The organism is Rhizobium sp. WYCCWR 11128 (assembly GCF_013416305.1).
Taxonomy (GTDB): Bacteria; Pseudomonadota; Alphaproteobacteria; order Rhizobiales; family Rhizobiaceae; genus Rhizobium; species Rhizobium indicum.
Map to the genome: position 1 here is coordinate 170,715 of NZ_JACCEZ010000011.1, position 17,829 is coordinate 188,543.

15 protein-coding genes and 2 pseudogenes are annotated in these 17,829 nt (G+C 58.6%); 8 read left to right on the top strand and 9 right to left on the bottom strand.

The features are described 5' to 3' along the window. The first annotated feature begins 20 nt into the window (after positions 1–20). Positions 21–1,019, top strand: a complete 999-nt coding sequence (locus HX898_RS27260; RefSeq protein ID WP_180196319.1) for a 4-hydroxyproline epimerase — start codon at positions 21–23, stop codon at positions 1,017–1,019. A gap of 190 nt (positions 1,020–1,209) precedes the next feature. After that, positions 1,210–4,185, top strand: a complete 2,976-nt coding sequence (locus HX898_RS27265) for an NAD(P)-dependent oxidoreductase (RefSeq protein WP_180196320.1) — start codon at positions 1,210–1,212, stop codon at positions 4,183–4,185. Positions 4,186–4,462: 277 nt separating this feature from the next. Here HX898_RS27265 and HX898_RS27270 read toward each other — a convergent pair whose 3' ends face one another. The 4 genes from HX898_RS27270 to HX898_RS27285 all read right to left on the bottom strand — a co-directional run bounded on the left by HX898_RS27270 (position 4,463) and on the right by HX898_RS27285 (position 7,450). After that, entirely contained in the window at positions 4,463–5,245 is a 783-nt protein-coding gene (locus HX898_RS27270; RefSeq protein ID WP_138334167.1) for a 3-hydroxybutyrate dehydrogenase, read from the bottom strand. Between the two features lie 11 nt (positions 5,246–5,256). Further along, complete coding sequence (locus HX898_RS27275) at positions 5,257–5,997, bottom strand: acetoacetate decarboxylase (RefSeq protein WP_011649696.1); 741 nt, start codon at positions 5,995–5,997, stop codon at positions 5,257–5,259. Then, positions 5,994–7,124, bottom strand: coding sequence for a patatin-like phospholipase family protein (locus HX898_RS27280; RefSeq protein WP_029875401.1), 1,131 nt, complete (start codon positions 7,122–7,124; stop codon positions 5,994–5,996). The genes HX898_RS27275 and HX898_RS27280 overlap by 4 nt, the downstream gene beginning before the upstream one ends. 140 nt (positions 7,125–7,264) lie before the next feature. Continuing rightward, positions 7,265–7,450, bottom strand: a complete 186-nt coding sequence (locus HX898_RS27285; protein WP_171599573.1) for a hypothetical protein — start codon at positions 7,448–7,450, stop codon at positions 7,265–7,267. 167 nt (positions 7,451–7,617) lie between these two features. Here HX898_RS27285 and HX898_RS33475 point away from each other — a divergent pair, with 167 nt between their 5' ends. After that, the gene (locus HX898_RS33475) at positions 7,618–7,746 is read left to right on the top strand and encodes a hypothetical protein (protein ID WP_280818223.1); all 129 of its coding nucleotides are present in this window, start codon (positions 7,618–7,620) and stop codon (positions 7,744–7,746) included. A 58-nt stretch (positions 7,747–7,804) separates the two neighbouring features. Next, positions 7,805–8,209 (top strand): host attachment protein, encoded by a 405-nt coding sequence (locus HX898_RS27295; protein ID WP_062941740.1) that lies wholly within the window; start codon positions 7,805–7,807, stop codon positions 8,207–8,209. A 94-nt stretch (positions 8,210–8,303) separates the two neighbouring features. Here the strand turns inward: HX898_RS27295 and HX898_RS27300 are convergent. Together HX898_RS27300 and HX898_RS27305 are read right to left on the bottom strand one after the other, a co-directional pair. Next, a pseudogene (locus HX898_RS27300) lies at positions 8,304–8,495 on the bottom strand (IS5/IS1182 family transposase); the annotation flags it as partial. 134 nt (positions 8,496–8,629) lie between these two features. Next, the gene (locus HX898_RS27305; protein WP_180196321.1) at positions 8,630–10,108 is read right to left on the bottom strand and encodes a lipopolysaccharide biosynthesis protein; all 1,479 of its coding nucleotides are present in this window, start codon (positions 10,106–10,108) and stop codon (positions 8,630–8,632) included. 47 nt (positions 10,109–10,155) lie between these two features. Here HX898_RS27305 and HX898_RS27310 point away from each other — a divergent pair, with 47 nt between their 5' ends. Further along, positions 10,156–10,389, top strand: coding sequence for a hypothetical protein (locus HX898_RS27310; RefSeq protein ID WP_180196322.1), 234 nt, complete (start codon positions 10,156–10,158; stop codon positions 10,387–10,389). Here the strand turns inward: HX898_RS27310 and HX898_RS27315 are convergent. From HX898_RS27315 to HX898_RS27325, 3 genes are all read right to left on the bottom strand, one after another. Then, on the bottom strand, positions 10,386–11,414 hold the full coding sequence (locus HX898_RS27315; RefSeq protein ID WP_062941743.1) for a polysaccharide pyruvyl transferase family protein: 1,029 nt from the start codon (positions 11,412–11,414) through the stop codon (positions 10,386–10,388). The two genes, HX898_RS27310 and HX898_RS27315, sit on opposite strands and share 4 nt — an antisense overlap. Positions 11,415–11,692: 278 nt before the next feature. Beyond that, complete coding sequence (locus HX898_RS27320) at positions 11,693–12,439, bottom strand: TylF/MycF/NovP-related O-methyltransferase (RefSeq protein ID WP_138334172.1); 747 nt, start codon at positions 12,437–12,439, stop codon at positions 11,693–11,695. Between the two features lie 212 nt (positions 12,440–12,651). Beyond that, entirely contained in the window at positions 12,652–14,538 is a 1,887-nt protein-coding gene (locus tag HX898_RS27325; protein ID WP_138334174.1) for a N,N-dimethylformamidase beta subunit family domain-containing protein, read from the bottom strand. Positions 14,539–14,902: 364 nt separating this feature from the next. Between HX898_RS27325 and HX898_RS27330 the strand changes: the two genes are divergently transcribed. From HX898_RS27330 to HX898_RS27340, 3 genes and pseudogenes are all read left to right on the top strand, one after another. Beyond that, entirely contained in the window at positions 14,903–15,085 is a 183-nt protein-coding gene (locus tag HX898_RS27330; protein ID WP_246697997.1) for a hypothetical protein, read from the top strand. A gap of 806 nt (positions 15,086–15,891) precedes the next feature. Continuing rightward, positions 15,892–17,205, top strand: coding sequence for a polysaccharide biosynthesis/export family protein (locus HX898_RS27335; protein WP_138390061.1), 1,314 nt, complete (start codon positions 15,892–15,894; stop codon positions 17,203–17,205). 245 nt (positions 17,206–17,450) lie between these two features. Continuing rightward, positions 17,451–17,606 (top strand): annotated as a pseudogene (locus HX898_RS27340) (O-antigen translocase); the annotation flags it as partial. Positions 17,607–17,829: the final 223 nt, after the last annotated feature.

A 17,829-nucleotide genomic window follows, 5' to 3' on the forward strand; every position in this document is an offset into this window, starting at 1 on the left:
CCTGATCGAAAGGAAAACTCATGCGTCGCAGCTTCTTCTGTATCGACTCCCATACTTGCGGCAATCCCGTGCGATTGGTCGCAGGCGGCGGCCCGATGCTGCCGCATCTCCCGATCGCCGAGCGCCGCGAGCTTTTCGTCCGCGACCATGATTGGGTTCGCCAAGCCTTGATGTTCGAGCCCCGCGGCCATGACATCATGTCGGGCGCGATCATCTATCCCGCCTACCGCGAGGATTGTGATTTCGCGGTGATCTTCATCGAGGTCAGCGGTTGCTTACCAATGTGCGGGGCGGGCACTATCGGACTTGTCACCGCCGCAATCGAGGAGGGGCTGGTGACGCCTCGCATCCCAGGTCGGCTGTCCATCGAGACGCCGGCCGGAAGGGTCGATATTTCCTACGACAAGCCTGGCGAATTTGTCGAATCCGTCCGTATGTTCAACGTCGCGAGCTATCTCCATGCGGCGGATGTCGAAGTCGATGTCGCGGGTCTGGGAAAGCTGGTGGTCGACATTGCCTATGGCGGCAATTTTTATGCGGTCGTCGAGCCGCAGGACGCCTGGCCGGGCCTTGATGGCATGACGGCTGCAGATATCGTCGATCTCAGCCGCAAGCTGCGCGACGCGCTGGCCACGATCTGCGATCCGGTGCACCCCGAAGACGAGAGAATACGCGGGCTCCATCATGCTCTTTGGTGCGACAATGTGAGTGGGCCGGATGCCGACGGACGCGGCGCGGTCTTCTACGGCGACAAGGCGATCGACCGCTCGCCGGGCGGCACCGGAACATCGGCGCGCATGGCGCAGCTACACGGCAAAGGGCGGCTGCGTCCCGGAGACACGTTCCGCCAGCAGAGCCTGATCGGCACCGTGTTTGAAGGCCGCGTCGAGGCAGAGACCATGGTCGGCCCGTTCAAGGGCATCAAGCCAAGCGTCGGCGGCTGGGCTAGAATCATCGGGCACAACACAATATTCGTCGATGACCGCGATCCGCTGGCGCACGGTTTCCAGATAGTTTGATTGGACGCAAGTATCGGGTGGCATAATCGGTGATGCAGGCTGGCCCGGATCTGCCGTACCCAAAGCGCTGATCGGTCGCGCTATCCAAACGTCGCGAATGGCGCCGGACGGGGCGCTTTGAGTTCTTCTTCCGGGCAAGGCCGCTCCTACAATGCCTTGCCCACCTTCCTTTCAATCCGATAGGCAGATCATGACAAATATCGAGCAGATGCAGGAACAGCGACTTGAAGCGCTCCGACTGACGAAGTCGGGATCACCGAAGCTGCCGTCCAATCCGTTTTTCGGCGTCGGTCCGATCACGGATGCGACCACCGACGAAGTGGATAGCCGCCTGCGGCGCATCGCTTTCGATACATGGATCGAGAAGACCTATCGCAAGTTCGACGACAAGGGCAACGATATCGGCGGCTTCACCACCGCCGAAATTACCCGCAGCATGCACCGCGGCTACCCGGCGGATAAAATTCTGACCGACATGATGCGGGCGATCCACCGCTATTTCCACTTCCCGAAGGCGAACCGGATGGCTGTGGGACTCGGCGGCGGCCACAGCGGCTATACCGTCTGCGTCCAGCACCTGATGAACGCCAACGACGCCTCGCAGCGCGTCTACGTCGATACGCCGCGCCCGGAAAGCGATCCGGCCCGCGCGGCAGGCTTCTTCCGTCAGTCCTGGGCCACACAGCTGATCGAGATGCAGCGCTTCGCCGAAAAGGGCTGCGAAAGCCGCATTCATTTTGCCGCCTCCGAGGGTGTGATTCCGACGGCCGCCGAGCTTTCCGCTCTCGGCGTGTCGATCTTCGTCGGCGTCGGCCACGAGACGACCGGCGCCAATGCCTATACCAGCCGTGAGATCCACGAGCTGCTGAACTGGATCGATGGCGATCCGGCAAATCGTCATGCAGTGTTCGACGCGACGTCGATGCTGGGCGCCATGCCTTGGGAGCCCGAGCTGGTCGATGCCGTGATGGCGAAATGCTGCTTGTTCATGCCGTTCCAGAAGGCGATCGGCGGGGTGTCGGGGTATTTCGTCGCCTCCTTCACACCGCATGCTTTGGCGCTCGTTGAGAAAAACCAGCAGGATCCGTCCTGGGCGATCCCGCGCCAGCTCAAGATCGCGCCGCCGATCGATGCCCGGCAGCCGCTTTCAGCCAAGCGATCCGTGGATGCCGGGCCGTTTTACGATGCAGCGGAAGACCGCATGCTCGGCGGCGTCATCAATACCTACAGCGCGCTTGCCTTTGCCGAAACCACCTTCGGCCTCCTGCAGTCCGAGGCGCGGGTCGGCTCGGTGGTCGAGCTCAACAAGCGGTCTGCGGCCAATCGGGCGGTGATCGACGGCTGGGTCGAGTCGCACCCGCTGTTTTCGCTCACCGTCACCGATGCCGAGCGGCGCGGTGCGGCAGTGACGCTGCTAAAGGTTGAGGACGCCGGCATTACCGATCCTGCGATCCATGCCCGCATTATCGCACGTTCGAAGCAACTGCTCGGCTATGAGGGCTTTACCCATCCGAACGGCGCGTTCGAGCCCGGCCTCGACGCCGCGCGTTACGTCAACGCATTCCCGGGAACGCCCGGCGACTACCGCGCCTGGGTCGGCGGCATCCGCGAGCCGGCCGATATCGTCGCGCTGCTGGAGAACCTGCAATATGCCTATCTGCGCGCCAAGATCGTCGTGATCGAGGAGGAACTGGCAAAGCAGGGCGTCACGTTCGCGGCGCCTGTGAAGGCCGGCGCGATGGTCCGCAAGGACGATCCCGAACACGCCTATACGGTGCTGATCGCCGATCTGGTCGGCCTGCGCCTCGGCGCCGATGGGGAGCCCGACGACAGCGAGATCAGGACCTATGTCGAGGAAAAGGGCGGCGTCTTCCATACCGGCCCGATCGACGACAGGGCGGCGCTGGAAAAGGGCCGCATCCATTTCTTCTACCAGCCAAATCTCAGCACCGAGGCCGAAATCCTGCCGCAGACGGACAAGGGCCAGTATGACGCGCTGATCGCGGCGGCGACCTTCATCCCGAAGGCTTCCGTCTTCCCGTTCGGCGGCGTGCGCATCGGCGCGGGTACCGGCAATATGGGCTCGGCCTCCTGGGGTGGCGGCAACGGCGAGGGCGGCGAGGCGCCTTTGATGAACACGCCCGGCATCAACAGCCGGGCGACCGCCCAGATGGCGATGAAGGCGATCCTCAAGGTTGTTCCCGACCTGCCCGTCGACAGGCTGCACCGGATGGTCGCCAACGGCGACTTTGATACCGGGCGCCAGCTCAAGGACTTCCCGACCGCCAAGCTGGAGGGCCGGAAAATCGCCATTCTCGGCTACGGCAATATCGGTCGCGAAGTCGCCAAGCTCGCCAAGGCTTTCGGCATGGAGGTGGTGATCTACGCGCGCCAGCATCACCAGCGCTGGATCGAGTCGGAAGGCTTCGATTACGCCGCAAGTCCGGTTGAAGCGGCGACCGGCGCCGACGTGCTCTCCGTCCATATCGGTCTCGGCCGGCTGGATGCTGCGACAGGCGTCTACTCCAACGCAGGGGTGGTCGACACGCAGGTTCTCGGCGCGATGAACGATGGTGCGGTGCTGGTCAACTACGACCGGGGCGAGGTCGTCGATGCGGCGGCGCTCGACCAGGCGCTGTCATCCGGAAAGATTGCCCATGCGGCAATCGACGCCGATCTCTTCAAGGATGCAGTAACCGGCAAGCTCAGCGGACCGATGGTTCCCTATCTGCCGCTCGAAGAGCGCCATAAGGGCAAGCTGGAACTGCTGCCGCACGCCGCCGCCGATACCGACCATCCTTCTCGGGTGACCGGCGCCAAGCAGGCGGTCGATCAGATCTTCGATGTCATCCGCTTCAAGTCGGTCACCAATCTGAAGGGTGATCTGCCGGACGGGTACGTCTCGGCAGGCGGCCGCACACCGGCCGGAATCGGCAGGGTGACGAAGCGGGTGGTCAGCGAGATCAGCGGCAATTCGGAACTGCTGGACGAATTGCGGCGGACCTCGGAAAAGGTCGCGGCGATCGTCGGCGCGCTCTCCGTTGTCTCCGACCCGAGCCACCGCGACCGGATCATCGATCGCTATACCGGTCTGCTGGCCGAAAATGCCGGCCGGCAGCGGGCGCTTCTCGAACAGCTTGGTCTCTACGGGCCGGCGGCGGAGTAAGCCGCGGTCATGCCCGGTGTGCGCCGCTCTTTTTCTGACCGAGCCGGCCGGCTATCTCATCCGGATCCCCCATGACGGCTAGTCTGAAGACGATGGTCGCACCTTAGAGCATTCCGTGACTCGGAGAAAAACGGAACCGATCTAGTTGCGGCCCCGGCTCCCGGCGCGACATGGACCGAAGCCGAAGGTCTTCCCATATGCAGGCAACGCGGCATCGACGGCACATTCAACAGCGTTGAGCCTTGACGGACCCACATGCGATGCCTCAGCGAGACCGCTACTGCATGTACCAGCCATGGCTAACGACCAGTGACTGGCCGGTGAGAGCATTGGTCTCGAAATCGGCAAACAGCAGCGCCACTTCGGCGACATCGTCGACCGTGGTAAACTGTGCATCCACCGTGCCGCCGAGCATTACCTTCTTGATGACCTCGTCTTCGGAAATTCCGAGTTCCTTTGCCTGTTCCGGAATTTGCTTGTCGACGAGCGGCGTCCGGACGAAGCCGGGACAGATGACGTTGGCGCGCACGCCATCCGGTCCGCCTTCCTTGGCGACCACGCGAGCAAGGCCGAGCAAGCCGTGCTTGGCGGTGACGTAGGCCGATTTCAGCGGCGAAGCCTCATGCGAATGCACCGAGCCCATATAGATGATCGCGCCGCCCTTCTGCGCCTTCATATGTGGAACGCAAGCCTTGGTGGTGAGGAACGCGCCATCGAGATGGATGGCGAGCATCTTCTTCCAGTCGGAAAAGGCGTAGTCCTCGATCTTGTTGACGATCTGGATGCCGGCATTGGAGACGAGCACGTCCACCCGGCCCCACTTGGTTACGACGGCGGCGACGCCGGCATTCACGGCTTCCTCGCTGGTCACGTCCATCGCAAGACCGATCGCCTCGCCCGGGCCCGCAGCCGTCAAGTCCTTGGCCGCCGCTTCCGCCGCCTCGAGCTTCAGGTCGGCGATGACGACCTTGGCACCTTCTGAAACGTATTTTTTGGCGATCGCCAGTCCGATACCGCTGGCCGAGCCGGTGACGATGCAGACCTTGTCCCTGAGCTTCATGGTTCGACTCCTTATTTTGCAAGATAATCATGGACCACTTCGCCGAGGCCCAGCGTCAGGTCCGAGAGAATATGGACGGCGGATTTGACCTCAAGCACCGGCAGATCGGCGACCGGCGCCAGCGCGTGCGGAAACAGCGCCAGGGCGCCCGGTCCTTCCCACGCGCCCTTCACCGTCAGATCCTCCAGATAGTAGCGCACCAGTTCGCAGATGCGCGGTGTGCAATCGACATGTGGAATAATCTTCAGCATGAAATTCGGCTGCTTCAGGCTTTCGAGGATTTTCGCCTCGTCGAGTGACCGATGCTTGAAGCCCATCGTTGCGGTGGCGACGCGCTGACCGCCATAGTCGAGCGTGCCGACCAGCGCATCCTTGACGGATGTCAGCGATGGCTCGGCCAGTTTCTTCGGAAAGCCCCAGATTTCGCGTCCGCCGGCGATCGGCGCGTCGTCGTTGAGATACATGGAATGCACGTAACCGCCATGGACCCCTTGATAGGTCACCGGGATGACCTGGCCGGATTCGGTATAGTCGCCAAAGCCGGTCGAGTCCGGCATGCGGATGAATTCGTATTTCACCAGCGGCTCATCGAACTGCAGCGGTTCGGGCACGACCCGGCGCAGGGCCTCCGGATCGGTGCGATAGGTGATGATCATATATTCGCGATTGACGAACCGGTACGGCCCGGGCGGGTAGGATGGACTGGTCAGCGGCATGGCAAAGGCATTGCGAACGACATCTTCAATTTTCATGGTTTTTTCCCACGCAGGCGTTGCTCGGCAAGGTCGAAAATCCGTATCCCATTGGTCGGACGCGTTCGGTCGAGCCAATCTGGATGGTTCAGCGTCTCGACCACATCGTCATGGCCGGCCTTCCAGTGTTCCTCCACGGAGAGCCGCGAAAACTCATAGTCCTTAGATCCGGTTTCATACGCGGCATGCCGATAGATCAGGTGCACCATGGTGACGGCGCAATCATTGCCGATCTTTTCAAGGAGCCTCGCATCAGGATCGTCCTTCAGCTCAGGCGGCAGCTTTTCAGTCAGCCTCTTGGCCGCCATGCGCACCGACTGAAGCTTGCGGAACTGGTCGGTGTTGAGCCGCGTGCGGCTGGAAAAACGGATTTCCTTCTCGCGGGCATCCACGTCAAAGACATCCTTCGGCAGCACGCCCTTGGCGCTGAACAAATCGACCTGGAAGATGCAAAGATCTGTCTCCAACTCGCTACCACCGAGAATGCGCTGCAGCGGCGTGTTGGAAACGATACCTCCATCCCAATAATAGCGGCCGTCGATCTCGACGGGCGCAAAACCCGGCGGCAACGCCCCGGAGGCGGCCACGTGTTTGGGCGAAAACGCGCAATCGCGGTTGTCGAAATAATTGAAGTTACCGCTAACAACATCGACTGCGCCGAGGCTCAGACGGATGGCACCTGAATTGATCAGGTCGAAATCGACCAGACCGGCGAGGGTCTCCTGCAGCGGCGCGGTGTCGTAAAGGCTGATCGCGGCCATCGGATCGCCCGGGATGTTCCATGGCGCAAAGACGCGCGGCGTGAAAAAGCCGGGAACGCCGGTCAAAGACCCCAGAAAAGCGGAGGATTCGTTGAACCATTTGCGCATCGCATTGCCATTGCCGAGAAAATGGCCGGGCAGTCCGGACGAGACCCGATGCCAGAAGGTCCTTAGGTTATCGACACGCTGATCGACGGGGCTTCCGGCAATGATGGCTGAGTTGATCGAACCGATAGATATCCCGGCCAGCCAGTCGGGGCGGATGCCAGCCTCATGCAAAGCTTCGTAAGCGCCGGCCTGGTAGGCACCCAAAGCACCACCGCCCTGAAACACCAGCACGGTTTTCTCTGTCGGAATAGTACTCACGGGGCGCTTTTCCTTAAATGCTGCAGCCGCTAACAAATAGCACAGGAAAGGCCATCGAGCTGCACAGGGCAAATTAAGTTTTAGTAATGCAGGAAGGCTTCTTCGCTAATCTTATTCATGCCATTTCAATGACTTGATAGTCAAATCGGCGAATTCTTCGCAATCATTGAGGCCTTTTTGGTAGTCCCGCCGAGCGCATCTTGCAATGCAACAAAATGTGACAACACCGGCTGTGTGGAGATGTAGACCGCGAATTCACCCACGCCAGGCCAATCCTTCATTTCAGGTTTGCTACGCCGTTCGACCAGCGTCGTCAGCTGGTTCAATCAACGAAGTCTCGCTTCGAGACAGGAGCACTCGCAAGTTCCATAATATCTATTACGCCGCAAATTTATGTGTAGCCGCAAAGTTGAAGTGTCCTGTTTCTGCAAAGTTGGAATGTCACACTCCCCGGGTTTGATGACGGTGGAGATTGCGGATGGGATTGATAGCGATGAGCGAGCGCGACCTGCAACGGATCGAGATTCTATCGAAAGTGATCGCCGGCCGGATGACGATGGTGTCGGCAGGAAGAGCGAAACGTCGCTTCCGGAACAATGCGTCTTCATCCGAGTTTGCCTAGCTGGAGTAGCCGCTCGCGAAATCCCTCGTGAGTAGCGCCATCTTCACAGGAATCCCTAATGATATTACCGCAAGGCACAGTCGTCGCCGTCACTGACGGCGAGAAGCTAGACCTCTATCGCAATAACGGGTCGGGTACGGAGCTAAGTCTGTCCCTCATACATGGCGTATCGATTGTGGATGAAGCCAAAGGCTCCGGTGGACGTCACGGAAGCACGTCGGCAAATCCGGATGAAAGCCAGCTCGCCGAAGACGGGTTCTCCGCAGGCATCGCGCAGTACCTCAACAAGCAAGTGCTCGTGGGCGAGATCGAACATCTGGCTATCATTTCCGCGCCGCGTTCGCTGGGCGAACTGCGTAAGCACTACCACAAGTTTCTTGCTGCAAAACTCCTGCTTGAAATCCCCAAGGAGCTCACCGGCCACTCCGTCGAAGACATCGAGAAGGCCGTCCTGGGGGCTTGAGTTTCTGTCGAGACAGGCATCGAAACGCCCTATCATTTGGCGATTCTCAGTAGATTTATATTCGTTTTATCTTCACTGATTTCGCCTGTGGAGGAGCGATGTTGGTCTTCGAGCGATAGGCGCTGTGGGCCCACACCGTCGATGCCGTATTGTCCTTGGCGACGACATTCCTGAGTTGGGCGCCGTCATGGGCGCTCGCACTCGTCACCGTCCACCCCCGGATGAAGCCGTGCGCTCGGTCGATGCCGGCATGGTTTTTGTAACCGAACATCGGAATAGCAATGTCATGTGCCTGGTCGCGGCTGGTGTCGGAGTTTCCATGGGCTGCTTCGCCTTGGAATACTTCCCGTCCAACGCGCGTACACGCGGCTTCGGCGGTGTGTCTCTTGGGCCGCTACGTGCCGACTCAGGGTAGCTGGATTACGCGGGCGTTCGAAATTCTCCGCGGCGAACGAACTGGAGCAAATCCAACGCTTCGCGTTCGGGGCCTGCAGGCTTGCCGCTTGCCAGCCAAAGTACGAAGCTTGCCCCGAAATAGCCGATCCCGCCGATCGGTATCATGATCGCCAGTTGCAGGGACTCTGACCTGTCGGTGATCATGAGGCCGACGCCCCAGACACAGCCAGCCATAACCAGCGCGGCGACGATCGAACGCCAGCAGGCGAGAAGCTGAGCCCTCACTGACACGCCGGTGAGACGCCTCGCCAGGAAGACATACATCAGGATGCCGATCGCGGCGCTGATGCATCGCGCGAACAGAAGACCAACCAGCCCACCCCAGACCAGGCCGGCGAAAATCAGGGGAAAGCGGACGAAGATGAAAGCGAGGTCAAGCTGAAACAGCGACCGCGTGCAGCCGAGGCCCATTGCCAAGGGAGTCACCGGCATTTTAAAGGCGATGATGGCGAAGACCGCGCCTAACACCTGAGCCACCAGCGCGGCCGAGGACCACGCCGGGCCAAGGACCATGCTGACGAAGGGCTCGGCAACCAGCGCGAACCCAATGCCAACCGGCAGCGCCGCCGCAACAAGCAGGCCTTGGGATCGAAGGAATGCATGCCGCAGGCGTTCAGGATCGTCCTGAAGCCGTGCAAAGACTGGGAAGAGCAAGCTTGCAATCGGCGCCGTCGTTTCACGCACTGGCAGCGAGGCAAGCTTGTCGCCTACGGTGTACTGGCCGAGAGGGGCGGCGCCCAGCATGGCGCCAAGCGCAAGCTGGTCGGCGCGCCAGTTGAGCTCATTGAGGCCGGAGCTGAGCGCCACCCACCCGGAGAACGAGAACAGATTTCTCCAGTGAGCAAACGAAATGCGCGGCAAATAAGGAAGCAGGACGTACGACATGATCACACCGGCCACCTGCGAGGCGAGCGTGCCGATCACGAGCGCCCAGTAGCTGCGAAAAATCAGGGCGATGACGACGGCGACGACCACGCCAACCACCCTGTTGATCAGCTCGATGAATATCTCTTGGTGAAAGGAAAGGCGCCGCCGGAAGTCCACAAGCCGGGGGTTCACGAGGCCGCTGATCAGCGCGCCGCCTCCAAGCGCGAAGAATATGCCGATCAGACGGTCGTCCTGATAGGCCCATGCGACGGGATAACCTGCGCTAACCAGCAGGACGGCGATCGCCGCCGCGCGCAGCATGTTTAGTGTCCAGGCCGTATTGTAATGTTCTCGCTGCGGGCTCTTGTGCTGGATGAGGGCCGAACTGAGCGAAAGTTCGGTTATGGCCGCGATGATCGAAAGGACGATAGTCGCGAGGGTCACTAGGCCGAAATCGGCAGGTGATAGCAGTCGAGCCAGTGCCAGCATGCTAACCACGCCCAGAAGATTTGAGACGACGCGTCCGCCGGCGGTCCACATTGCCCCGACACTCAGCTGTTTGCGTACACCTTCCAACGTTGTTTCCTCGCTTACGCTTACAGTGCTAATGCGGTGCAGTTCTCGTGAGAAATATTCATCGGGCCGTGGTGTCCAGCTATGTCTTGCTGGAGGTACAAGACGATCGAAAGGTCAGGTACATCGCAACCCTGACGGCTGAGGCAGAAGAAACAGCGAAGCCAAAATCCCAGGGCCAGGCAAGTACTCACTGGATCGGTCGCAGCCTCACTGAAGAGCTGAAAAATGTTGATCTGATTCATCGCAAGAGCATTTCAGTCGCTTTCTTCAACAGCCGCTAGACCGGGGTGCTCCGGGCGACGGTACGCGCAATCTCAAGGGCTTCCTCATATGTGTCGGCCCAGTGGACGGTGCTGTAGTTCCGACCTGTGTACTCGTACACAGCGCGGTTCTTGCCGAAGCGGTCGGGCAGCAGCACGCTGTGCTGCGAACGCAGGGCGCAGAGAATGTGTGGGTGCATGCGGTCAGTAACCAGCACCTTACCGGTATCCAGCCTGCGGTTGCCGCTCGCGAGCACGTAGCGCGCAAAGCGATCGTAGCTGCCGGCAATCTGCCTATTGACGATCGAACGGAGCGTTGGCGCCAGTTGGCGGACGCGGGAGAAAAAGCGCCCTGGAAACAGGATCCGCATGCCCGCGGAATCATAGTGCGTCCAGTCGAACACTTCGACGTCACTTGGCGCGAGGGATCCGACGCCCTCGATATCGTCGCGGGCGAGCCAGATGACATCGTGATCAGGCGCGGCGTGCCTTGGCTGCGGCGGGAGCAGCAGCGCGGAATCGTGGACCGTCTCCACATGGACGTTGCCGGGGAATACGTTGCGCGCTGACTCAGCGCTGACCGGGTCCCTGGCCAAAAGTACAGCATTGCGATGATTTCCGAAGAGCGTGCTCGCCTCGCGGCGGTCCTCGTCGTCGACGAACAGCATGGTCGACGGTAGCGACACGAGGCGATTACGGGGGCACGCCTCGGCGACGATGCGCTTGACCTCTGCGTGGCGCGGCCATAGGCGCGAGACCGTGACCCCGCCCGAGAAGAGTATCGTGCCGTCCCCGACAGCGCGAATCATTTGCTGAAGATCGAGGTTATGCCCATGCGCCGTATAGGCGATGGGCGCATTACGTTGCTTCAAATAGTCCATGGCGGCCACCCACATCATGTGGTTGCCGACATTGAAGTCGAACGGGAACTGCAGAAGCGCTACAGGCTGGCCTTCGGGGATGTATCGGTCGAGACACTCGCGAATCGCTCGCGCCTGCTGCGCCTTTTGCGCCGCGTCTTTAGGCGAAAGTGCTGTACCGGTCATGTGCGCCTACCCTCGATCATGCACTGCCGCGATTGGCGAATGCTGGAGCCTGTCTTTGCTAGCGGCCTACCAGGCGACAAACCGGCGCACGCCCTTGGACACTGTCATCCGCACCGCGCTGGAGGAGCCCTTACAGGCCCCCGAGCGAAGTGAAGCCAATGATTGCTGGTCTTGCGTCTTGGATCTTTGGCGCCGCGGTAGGCATCGATTCTCGAAGTCCTTGCTGTGTCTAGTGCAGGAGGTGCCGTCCCAAAAATGTCTTCTTGGACGGAGAAGGTTCAGTGCGTTCGGGTCACAAGCATGTGTCCAGCCGAGAGGTCAAAGTCCAGTCCCTCCCGTCCTGCGCGAGAGAAGTAATCGTCTGCCGCCTTTCGGCACCCAGACCAATCCGAATAGGCGTGAAGTGCGACAGCGCCGCCGACGATGAGATGAGGCATAACCCGCTCTAGACAGGCGCTGACAGGCTCGTACCAATCAACATCGATATGGGCCAAAGCGACCGGCTCGGCGACTGTAAGCGTGTCTTGCACCTTACCCTTTATCAGTTGGACGTTGTTGGACTCGACGGGATAACCAAACCTAGCGAAGTTGTTCGTCACCGTCGCCATCAGGTCATCATCATAGAGATAGTATTGCTGGCCTCCAAGGCCGACGGCTTCGCCGGCAGTGATTTCAGCGTACCGAGCTTTCATGTCGTCGCCATCGTGCTCCGAAGGCGGAGGGAGCATCTCGAACAGGTCGTACACGCGTATAGCGCGCTGAGGCGACTTGGCGGAACACATGAGAATTGCTGAACCGCCGCGCGCGCAACCTGCCTCAATGATCAGCGCTCCGCTCGGGGCGGTACGACGCACTACCTCAAGCAATTGATTAAGTTGACGATCAGTCGTGTAAGAAAGGTGTTCGGCGCGCACCCTTGACCAAGCCTGCCGAACGGTCCCTGGGTAGGCGGTCCGACGGGCGCGTTCCAAAAGCGCGTTGAGGCGCCAACGCGCCCCACGCGCAACTCTATCTACTGCTTTCATAACGCCTCCATCTCCCCGCAACAGCGTCCGCCTCGGCGAAGCCTTACTGAACTCCCTACGACTCCCTTGGCGGGGGAAACCCGCTAGCGTCGTGTCTTGCCCTTCTCATCGACGTACTCGTCGTTGGCAAAGCTGATCTGTTTTCATGATACGATCATCTCTGGTCCTCACTCGCATACCTTCAAAGCGTTGGCAGATAACTCGGCGGTTCATCACGACAAAGTAAGCCAAGAGGAGGGGGTCTGCGGTCTTACATCCATTTCGGAAAAAAGATTGACCGTCATCTGCTGCGCGCGGCTATCTACGCATGGCATATTCCTTATCGGAACAGTAACGACTAGAGACACCAAACCCTTTATCCAGTTCTTTATTCTTCTCCGCCAACTTCTCGTGAGCTGAGGCGGTTGGAAAGCCCAGCTGTTGTCTAAGCCCCATACCCATTGAATTGATCCAGTCGAAAACACTCGCGCTCCACTCACTGCTCTGTAACAGATAGCATGAGAGATATTTGGACGTGTGCCACCCGGCAGTGGTGGGAGAATTTCGTTGGCACGTGTAGAGGATTTCGAAATAATGACGAGCCCGTCGGGAGATTCTTCGTTGTCTAGAACCGCATCCCATTCGTACCCGACCAGTCCCTTCAGCCTATCGCCGTTTCTTAAACCTGTGTGCGCGTAGATAGGGTTAGCAGCATTAGAAACGATGAAATCAAACCCCTCATAGATGTTACCTTGATCGGATACATAGCCCACCCCCATCAGTGCATTCTCCGGTCTATTGACCTCCTTAGAGCGAAACACTGAAGTTGACGCAGGAGGATCTAGCTGAGCCACCGGATCGAGAGATAGGCCGGCGCCAATACCCGATGAATCCTTGTATATGGTAACAACGCGGTTCGACTGCCCCCGGCTTGAGCAGTCGAACCGAACCTGCCAATAAGCAGTATTAGCAGAGTAAAAGGCGAGATGAATACCATTATCGCGTGCCGACTCAACTCTATTACGCTGTTCCATCGACCAATACTCATCATGACCTACCGAAAGAAATATTCTGTGCGAAAGAATTTGTAAAGGGTTGCTGTGAACATCCACATTGGTGTAATAGGATATGTCGTAACCCTGCGACTCCAACCAGCGGACCATGTTGTACTCCCAAGTGAGCATATTATTACAATTGAAACCATCAGTATTGCTGAATCCGAGATGGGTGGCATCATAGGGGCGATCAAAGCTTACCTGATATGCTCTTGTGTTACTGGTGCTATTAGCATCATATACACTGAAGCCTCCGAATATATTATACGCTTGAGCAGTCGTTACTGCATCCTGAAAGCCTATGTCGCTGGGGTGATTGTCTTTGCGCAGAACAAACGGGACAAGCGACTGCTTGCCGCTTCTGCAATCAGTTAACTTGATAACATAAAGCCCGCTTGTCCAAGCTGCAGATGTTTTCAGTTCATACGATACGTCCCATACACATTCGATCAAACGCGTGCCAGGATTGGTCATGGTGGGGCTTGATTGAGTTAACCCGTCTAGACCGAGCGCGCTGGCTATAAGTCGACCGCCTGCACCGCCGTAGTAGCCAAGGCGATAGACCTCAAGATTATATTGTCCAGCGGAAGACAAAGAAACCTTTAGGTTCAAGGGGTCTCCTGCATTTATACTTGTTGCATCCGCATAAGCCTCGATCTCGTGGTTCGTCGCCAAATTTGTAATCTTCCAATCAGTTGTTCCGGCATTTAGATTTTCGATTACAATTGAGTTTTGAGCGTCCACTCTGATGCCCTGACTGGTGAAGTTGTTAAGGCCCTCGGTCGTGGATACGACTGCTAGAGCTCGGATTTGTCTGCCAAGAAGACCCGACGGTATTCTGATGCGAGCACTCGTCTCTCCGGCAATATTCGTCCATGCCCCGTCAACTTCTTGCTGCCAACCGTAAGCCGCCTCCTTCTCAGGACTTTGGCCGCATTCATTGAAAACATTTGCGGTCAGCGTATTTCCAACAGTGGCGCTCCCTCTAAGGAGAACATAATAGGTGTGTTCCTCGTTCGACGAAGTGGGTATCTTTTGCGCGCCACTCTTGACACTGCCTTGCATGGGTCCCCCTGACCGTTATCCCACATTGGTACGTAGTGATTATTTATTCGCTGGGCGTGGCCGCGTTTCGGGAGCCTATAATTTCAGAGCCTTCCGATGACAGTACGAAACCAGCGTTCTGCAACGACCTATCGCGAAGCTTTATAGACCCTTAGTAGGTTTCCCTCAACGGCCCATTGGCCCGACTTAGACCGCTTTTCGGCTACGTAGCGGGGGGCTATCACTGCCCGTTTGATTGCATCGGCGCGGCCATTCATCCTCCAATTGGGGGTCTGCTAATTCGCTCTTCCTGTGAACTGCCCCCATTTCGACCAGACAGTCGGCATAAGCAGAAAGGCTCAAGCACAGGCTTGAGGACAGGCTTATGTCCAACGAACCTGTCGTCGGCAATTCCGAGGTCAAGACGCTCGAAGAGCGGGTGCGTGAGCTGGAACGCATGCTCGGCCGCAAGACGCTGGAGGCCGAGATCTCCCGCGAGGATTTCCAAAGCCCAGACAACAAAACAGATATCGCGGCCACTCTTGTTGCCCAAGGAGGTTCCCGATGAAGACACTTCACGCGACGAGCTGCGGCCGGAAGACCACATCGGCATAGCAGTTCGCTGGATCATAGGTGCTGGTCGGGAAGAGACCTGTGGTGGCGGACCCGCCATACGCATAGACACCATTGCCGCCAGCCGCCGCACTCGATTGCCTTCCCTTTCCGCCGACGGTCAACCATCGGGGAACCAAGGAATCCACCAGGAGTGAGCGCCAAGTCCACCGACGAGCGTTGCGATACATGGCAGGCACCTCTCTCGCGAGATTGTCAGGGTCGAATGTATGAGGATCATGCGATACGCAACTGTGAAGTATAGTCGAAAATGGGAGAGTATATCCTACGAATTTCGCTCTGCAGGGCGGCATCCTTTGGGCAAACGGGCGTGTTGCATGGCCCAGGTGATGGCGAGATGCGCGAGGTCGGCAAGATGCGCCGCATCCTGTACAAGGCCTGAAGCCGCAAGCGGTGTCTTTTTTCGACATCGCCGCATGGCTGGCCCCCCAAGCAGGAAGCCACGCACTGGACCGTTCGTGCAATGGCATAAGCCGCTGGGATCTCATGACCTGTTGATTTTCCCGGGCGATGCCTCGGTGTCGCGCCGAAGATATGTGTTTCTGTTGGATTTAGGCTGAAGTACCCGCCCCACCTCATCAATAGTGATGAGGCAAAATAAACGATCTCCACCTTCCTCAAGGCGTCGCCAGACTGCACACTAGGGACGCGGCTTCGGACTTGTCGTCCGGCGTGCGAACAGAATCAAGGCAGTTGGACCAGCATCCCTTTAAGGATGTTTTGCAGGCGAGATATATGTATATGAATTCATCGCACCGCGCCCCACACGTGTTCTTTCGCGCGACGTTTGTCATCGGTGCACTCGCCTTTCTTGCCGGAGCTGTGTCGCCAGCTCTCGCCGATAGCGCCCCCTTGACTCCGCAAACGAAAATCCGCCTGACGATCGTCCAATGGATGCAGTCCAAAGGCCAATATGAACGCTGGGATGCGCTTGGCGGCGAATACACCGTCTCGGATGAAGGCGCTGTCTTTTTGCCCTTTCTTGGATCCCTTTCCGTCGGCAATCGCGATAACACCAGCCTCACCAATGAGATTGCCAAGCGCCTGCAGGAAAAAATCGGATTGGTTCAGGCACCTGCGGTCACCATCGAAATTCTCGAATACCCACCAATCTACGTCGTCGGAGACGTAACCAAGCCCGGGGAATACAAATTCCGCCCTGGACTGACCGTCCTGCAATCACTGGCACTGAGCGGCGGCCCGTTGCGCGCGCCAAGTCTGCAGCAATCGCAGACGATCAAACTCGCAGGCGAATTGCGAGACGTCGACCACTCGCTGCTGCGCAGCACTGCCAAATTAGCACGGCTCCAAGCAGAGATGACCGGGGCGAAGGAGATAACGTTCGATCAGACGCTCGGCGTCGATCAGCAATACGCTGCGGGAATATACAACGAGGAACGGGTCATTTTTCAGGCTCGTGCAAATGCGCTGGACAGGCAGTCGAAGGCGCTCACGGAATTGCGTGATCTTTTGAACAGTGAAGTCGGCATGCTAGGCGAGAAGGTGCAAGGCTCGGAAGACAATATCAAATCGATCGAGGACCAGCTGACCAGCGTCAAAACGCTGGTCACGAAAGGCCTCACCGTTTCGTCGCGTCAATTGGATCTGGAACGGTTGCTCACCACCTACCGCTCCAATCGGCTCGACCTTGTCACCGCCATCATGCGGGGCCGTCAGGCGATCAGTGAGACAACGCGAAATCTCGAGGGGCTTTATGACACGCGGCGAAGCGAAGTCGCTTCCGAATTGCAGTCGGAACAGGCAAGTCTCGATCAGTTCAAATTGAAGCGCGAGATAACGCAAAAACTGCTTCTCGATGAGCTCGCGGCAGGGGGAAGCTCGAATACCAGCGGCGAGGAGCTCCCGCTGACCTTTACGGTGAGCCGGCGAAACGAAGGGCAAATCAAGCAGTTCCAGGCCTCCGAAACAACGGCGCTGATACCGGGTGATGTGGTGAGGATCGTCCGAACCCGCATTGCGGATGGCGTGTCTCGGGCCGCCCCTGCCGACCTGCCGCGTGAAACTGAGACACACGCCAGTCAGGCAAGCCAGTGACCCGCGAAAAGCACGTATTGCAAACGAACCCCCAGTGGGCGATCGAGCAGCGCCGAGGCGCTCAGACCACCAGCGCGAGAGAAATCGCTCTTGATACAAGCTGGCATAGACCCGACCAGGTCTTGAATTCGCTTCCTGCCCCAACAGCAATGCCTGTGCCGCGTATCTTCGAAGTGGCGTTGGGCAACATGTCGGCGACAGCGCGCCGGAGATCCCGTCCCACAGCATAGCGGCTAGGATAATTGATGACTTTGCGCATGATCCCAGCCAGTGGGCAGACTTATACCCAGAACCTCAAGTCGACGATGCTGATGGGCGGTTCCTCGCTCGTGAACGTCGCTTTGAGCATCATTCGCAACAAGGCCCTGGCCGTTCTGCTTGGGCCAGAAGGCGTGGGGCTCTCTGATCCTGGCGGAAAGATGCCCGGCCCTTCGGGTTGGCTGAAACGGGCCGCCTGATCGACCGGCCGGCTTGGCCCTAGAACTGGGCTACGACGCGCGCCGGCCGGTCGACCATCCGACTCCGTTTGAGCCAACAGAATGCTGCAATCTGATCAGGAAAGGCTCTAACAAAAAATGCGCATCAAGGCGATGCGCATCAGGCCCTTCGGCACAACGAAGATTG

Excerpts from the sequence above, each read along its gene's own strand:
- HX898_RS27260 (WP_180196319.1), top strand. The coding sequence starts at position 21 with ATGCGTCGCAGCTTCTTCTGTATCGACTCCCATACTTGCGGCAATCCC.
- HX898_RS27265 (WP_180196320.1), top strand. The coding sequence starts at position 1,210 with ATGACAAATATCGAGCAGATGCAGGAACAGCGACTTGAAGCGCTCCGA.
- HX898_RS27270 (WP_138334167.1), bottom strand. The coding sequence starts at position 5,245 with ATGAAGCTCAGGGACAAGGTCTGCATCGTCACCGGCTCGGCCAGCGGT.
- HX898_RS27275 (WP_011649696.1), bottom strand. The coding sequence starts at position 5,997 with ATGAAAATTGAAGATGTCGTTCGCAATGCCTTTGCCATGCCGCTGACC.
- HX898_RS33475 (WP_280818223.1), top strand. The coding sequence starts at position 7,618 with ATGAGCGAGCGCGACCTGCAACGGATCGAGATTCTATCGAAAGTGATC.
- HX898_RS27295 (WP_062941740.1), top strand. The coding sequence starts at position 7,805 with ATGATATTACCGCAAGGCACAGTCGTCGCCGTCACTGACGGCGAGAAG.
- HX898_RS27315 (WP_062941743.1), bottom strand. The coding sequence starts at position 11,414 with ATGACCGGTACAGCACTTTCGCCTAAAGACGCGGCGCAAAAGGCGCAG.
- HX898_RS27320 (WP_138334172.1), bottom strand. The coding sequence starts at position 12,439 with ATGAAAGCAGTAGATAGAGTTGCGCGTGGGGCGCGTTGGCGCCTCAAC.
- HX898_RS27325 (WP_138334174.1), bottom strand. The coding sequence starts at position 14,538 with ATGCAAGGCAGTGTCAAGAGTGGCGCGCAAAAGATACCCACTTCGTCG.
- HX898_RS27330 (WP_246697997.1), top strand. The coding sequence starts at position 14,903 with ATGTCCAACGAACCTGTCGTCGGCAATTCCGAGGTCAAGACGCTCGAA.
- HX898_RS27335 (WP_138390061.1), top strand. The coding sequence starts at position 15,892 with ATGAATTCATCGCACCGCGCCCCACACGTGTTCTTTCGCGCGACGTTT.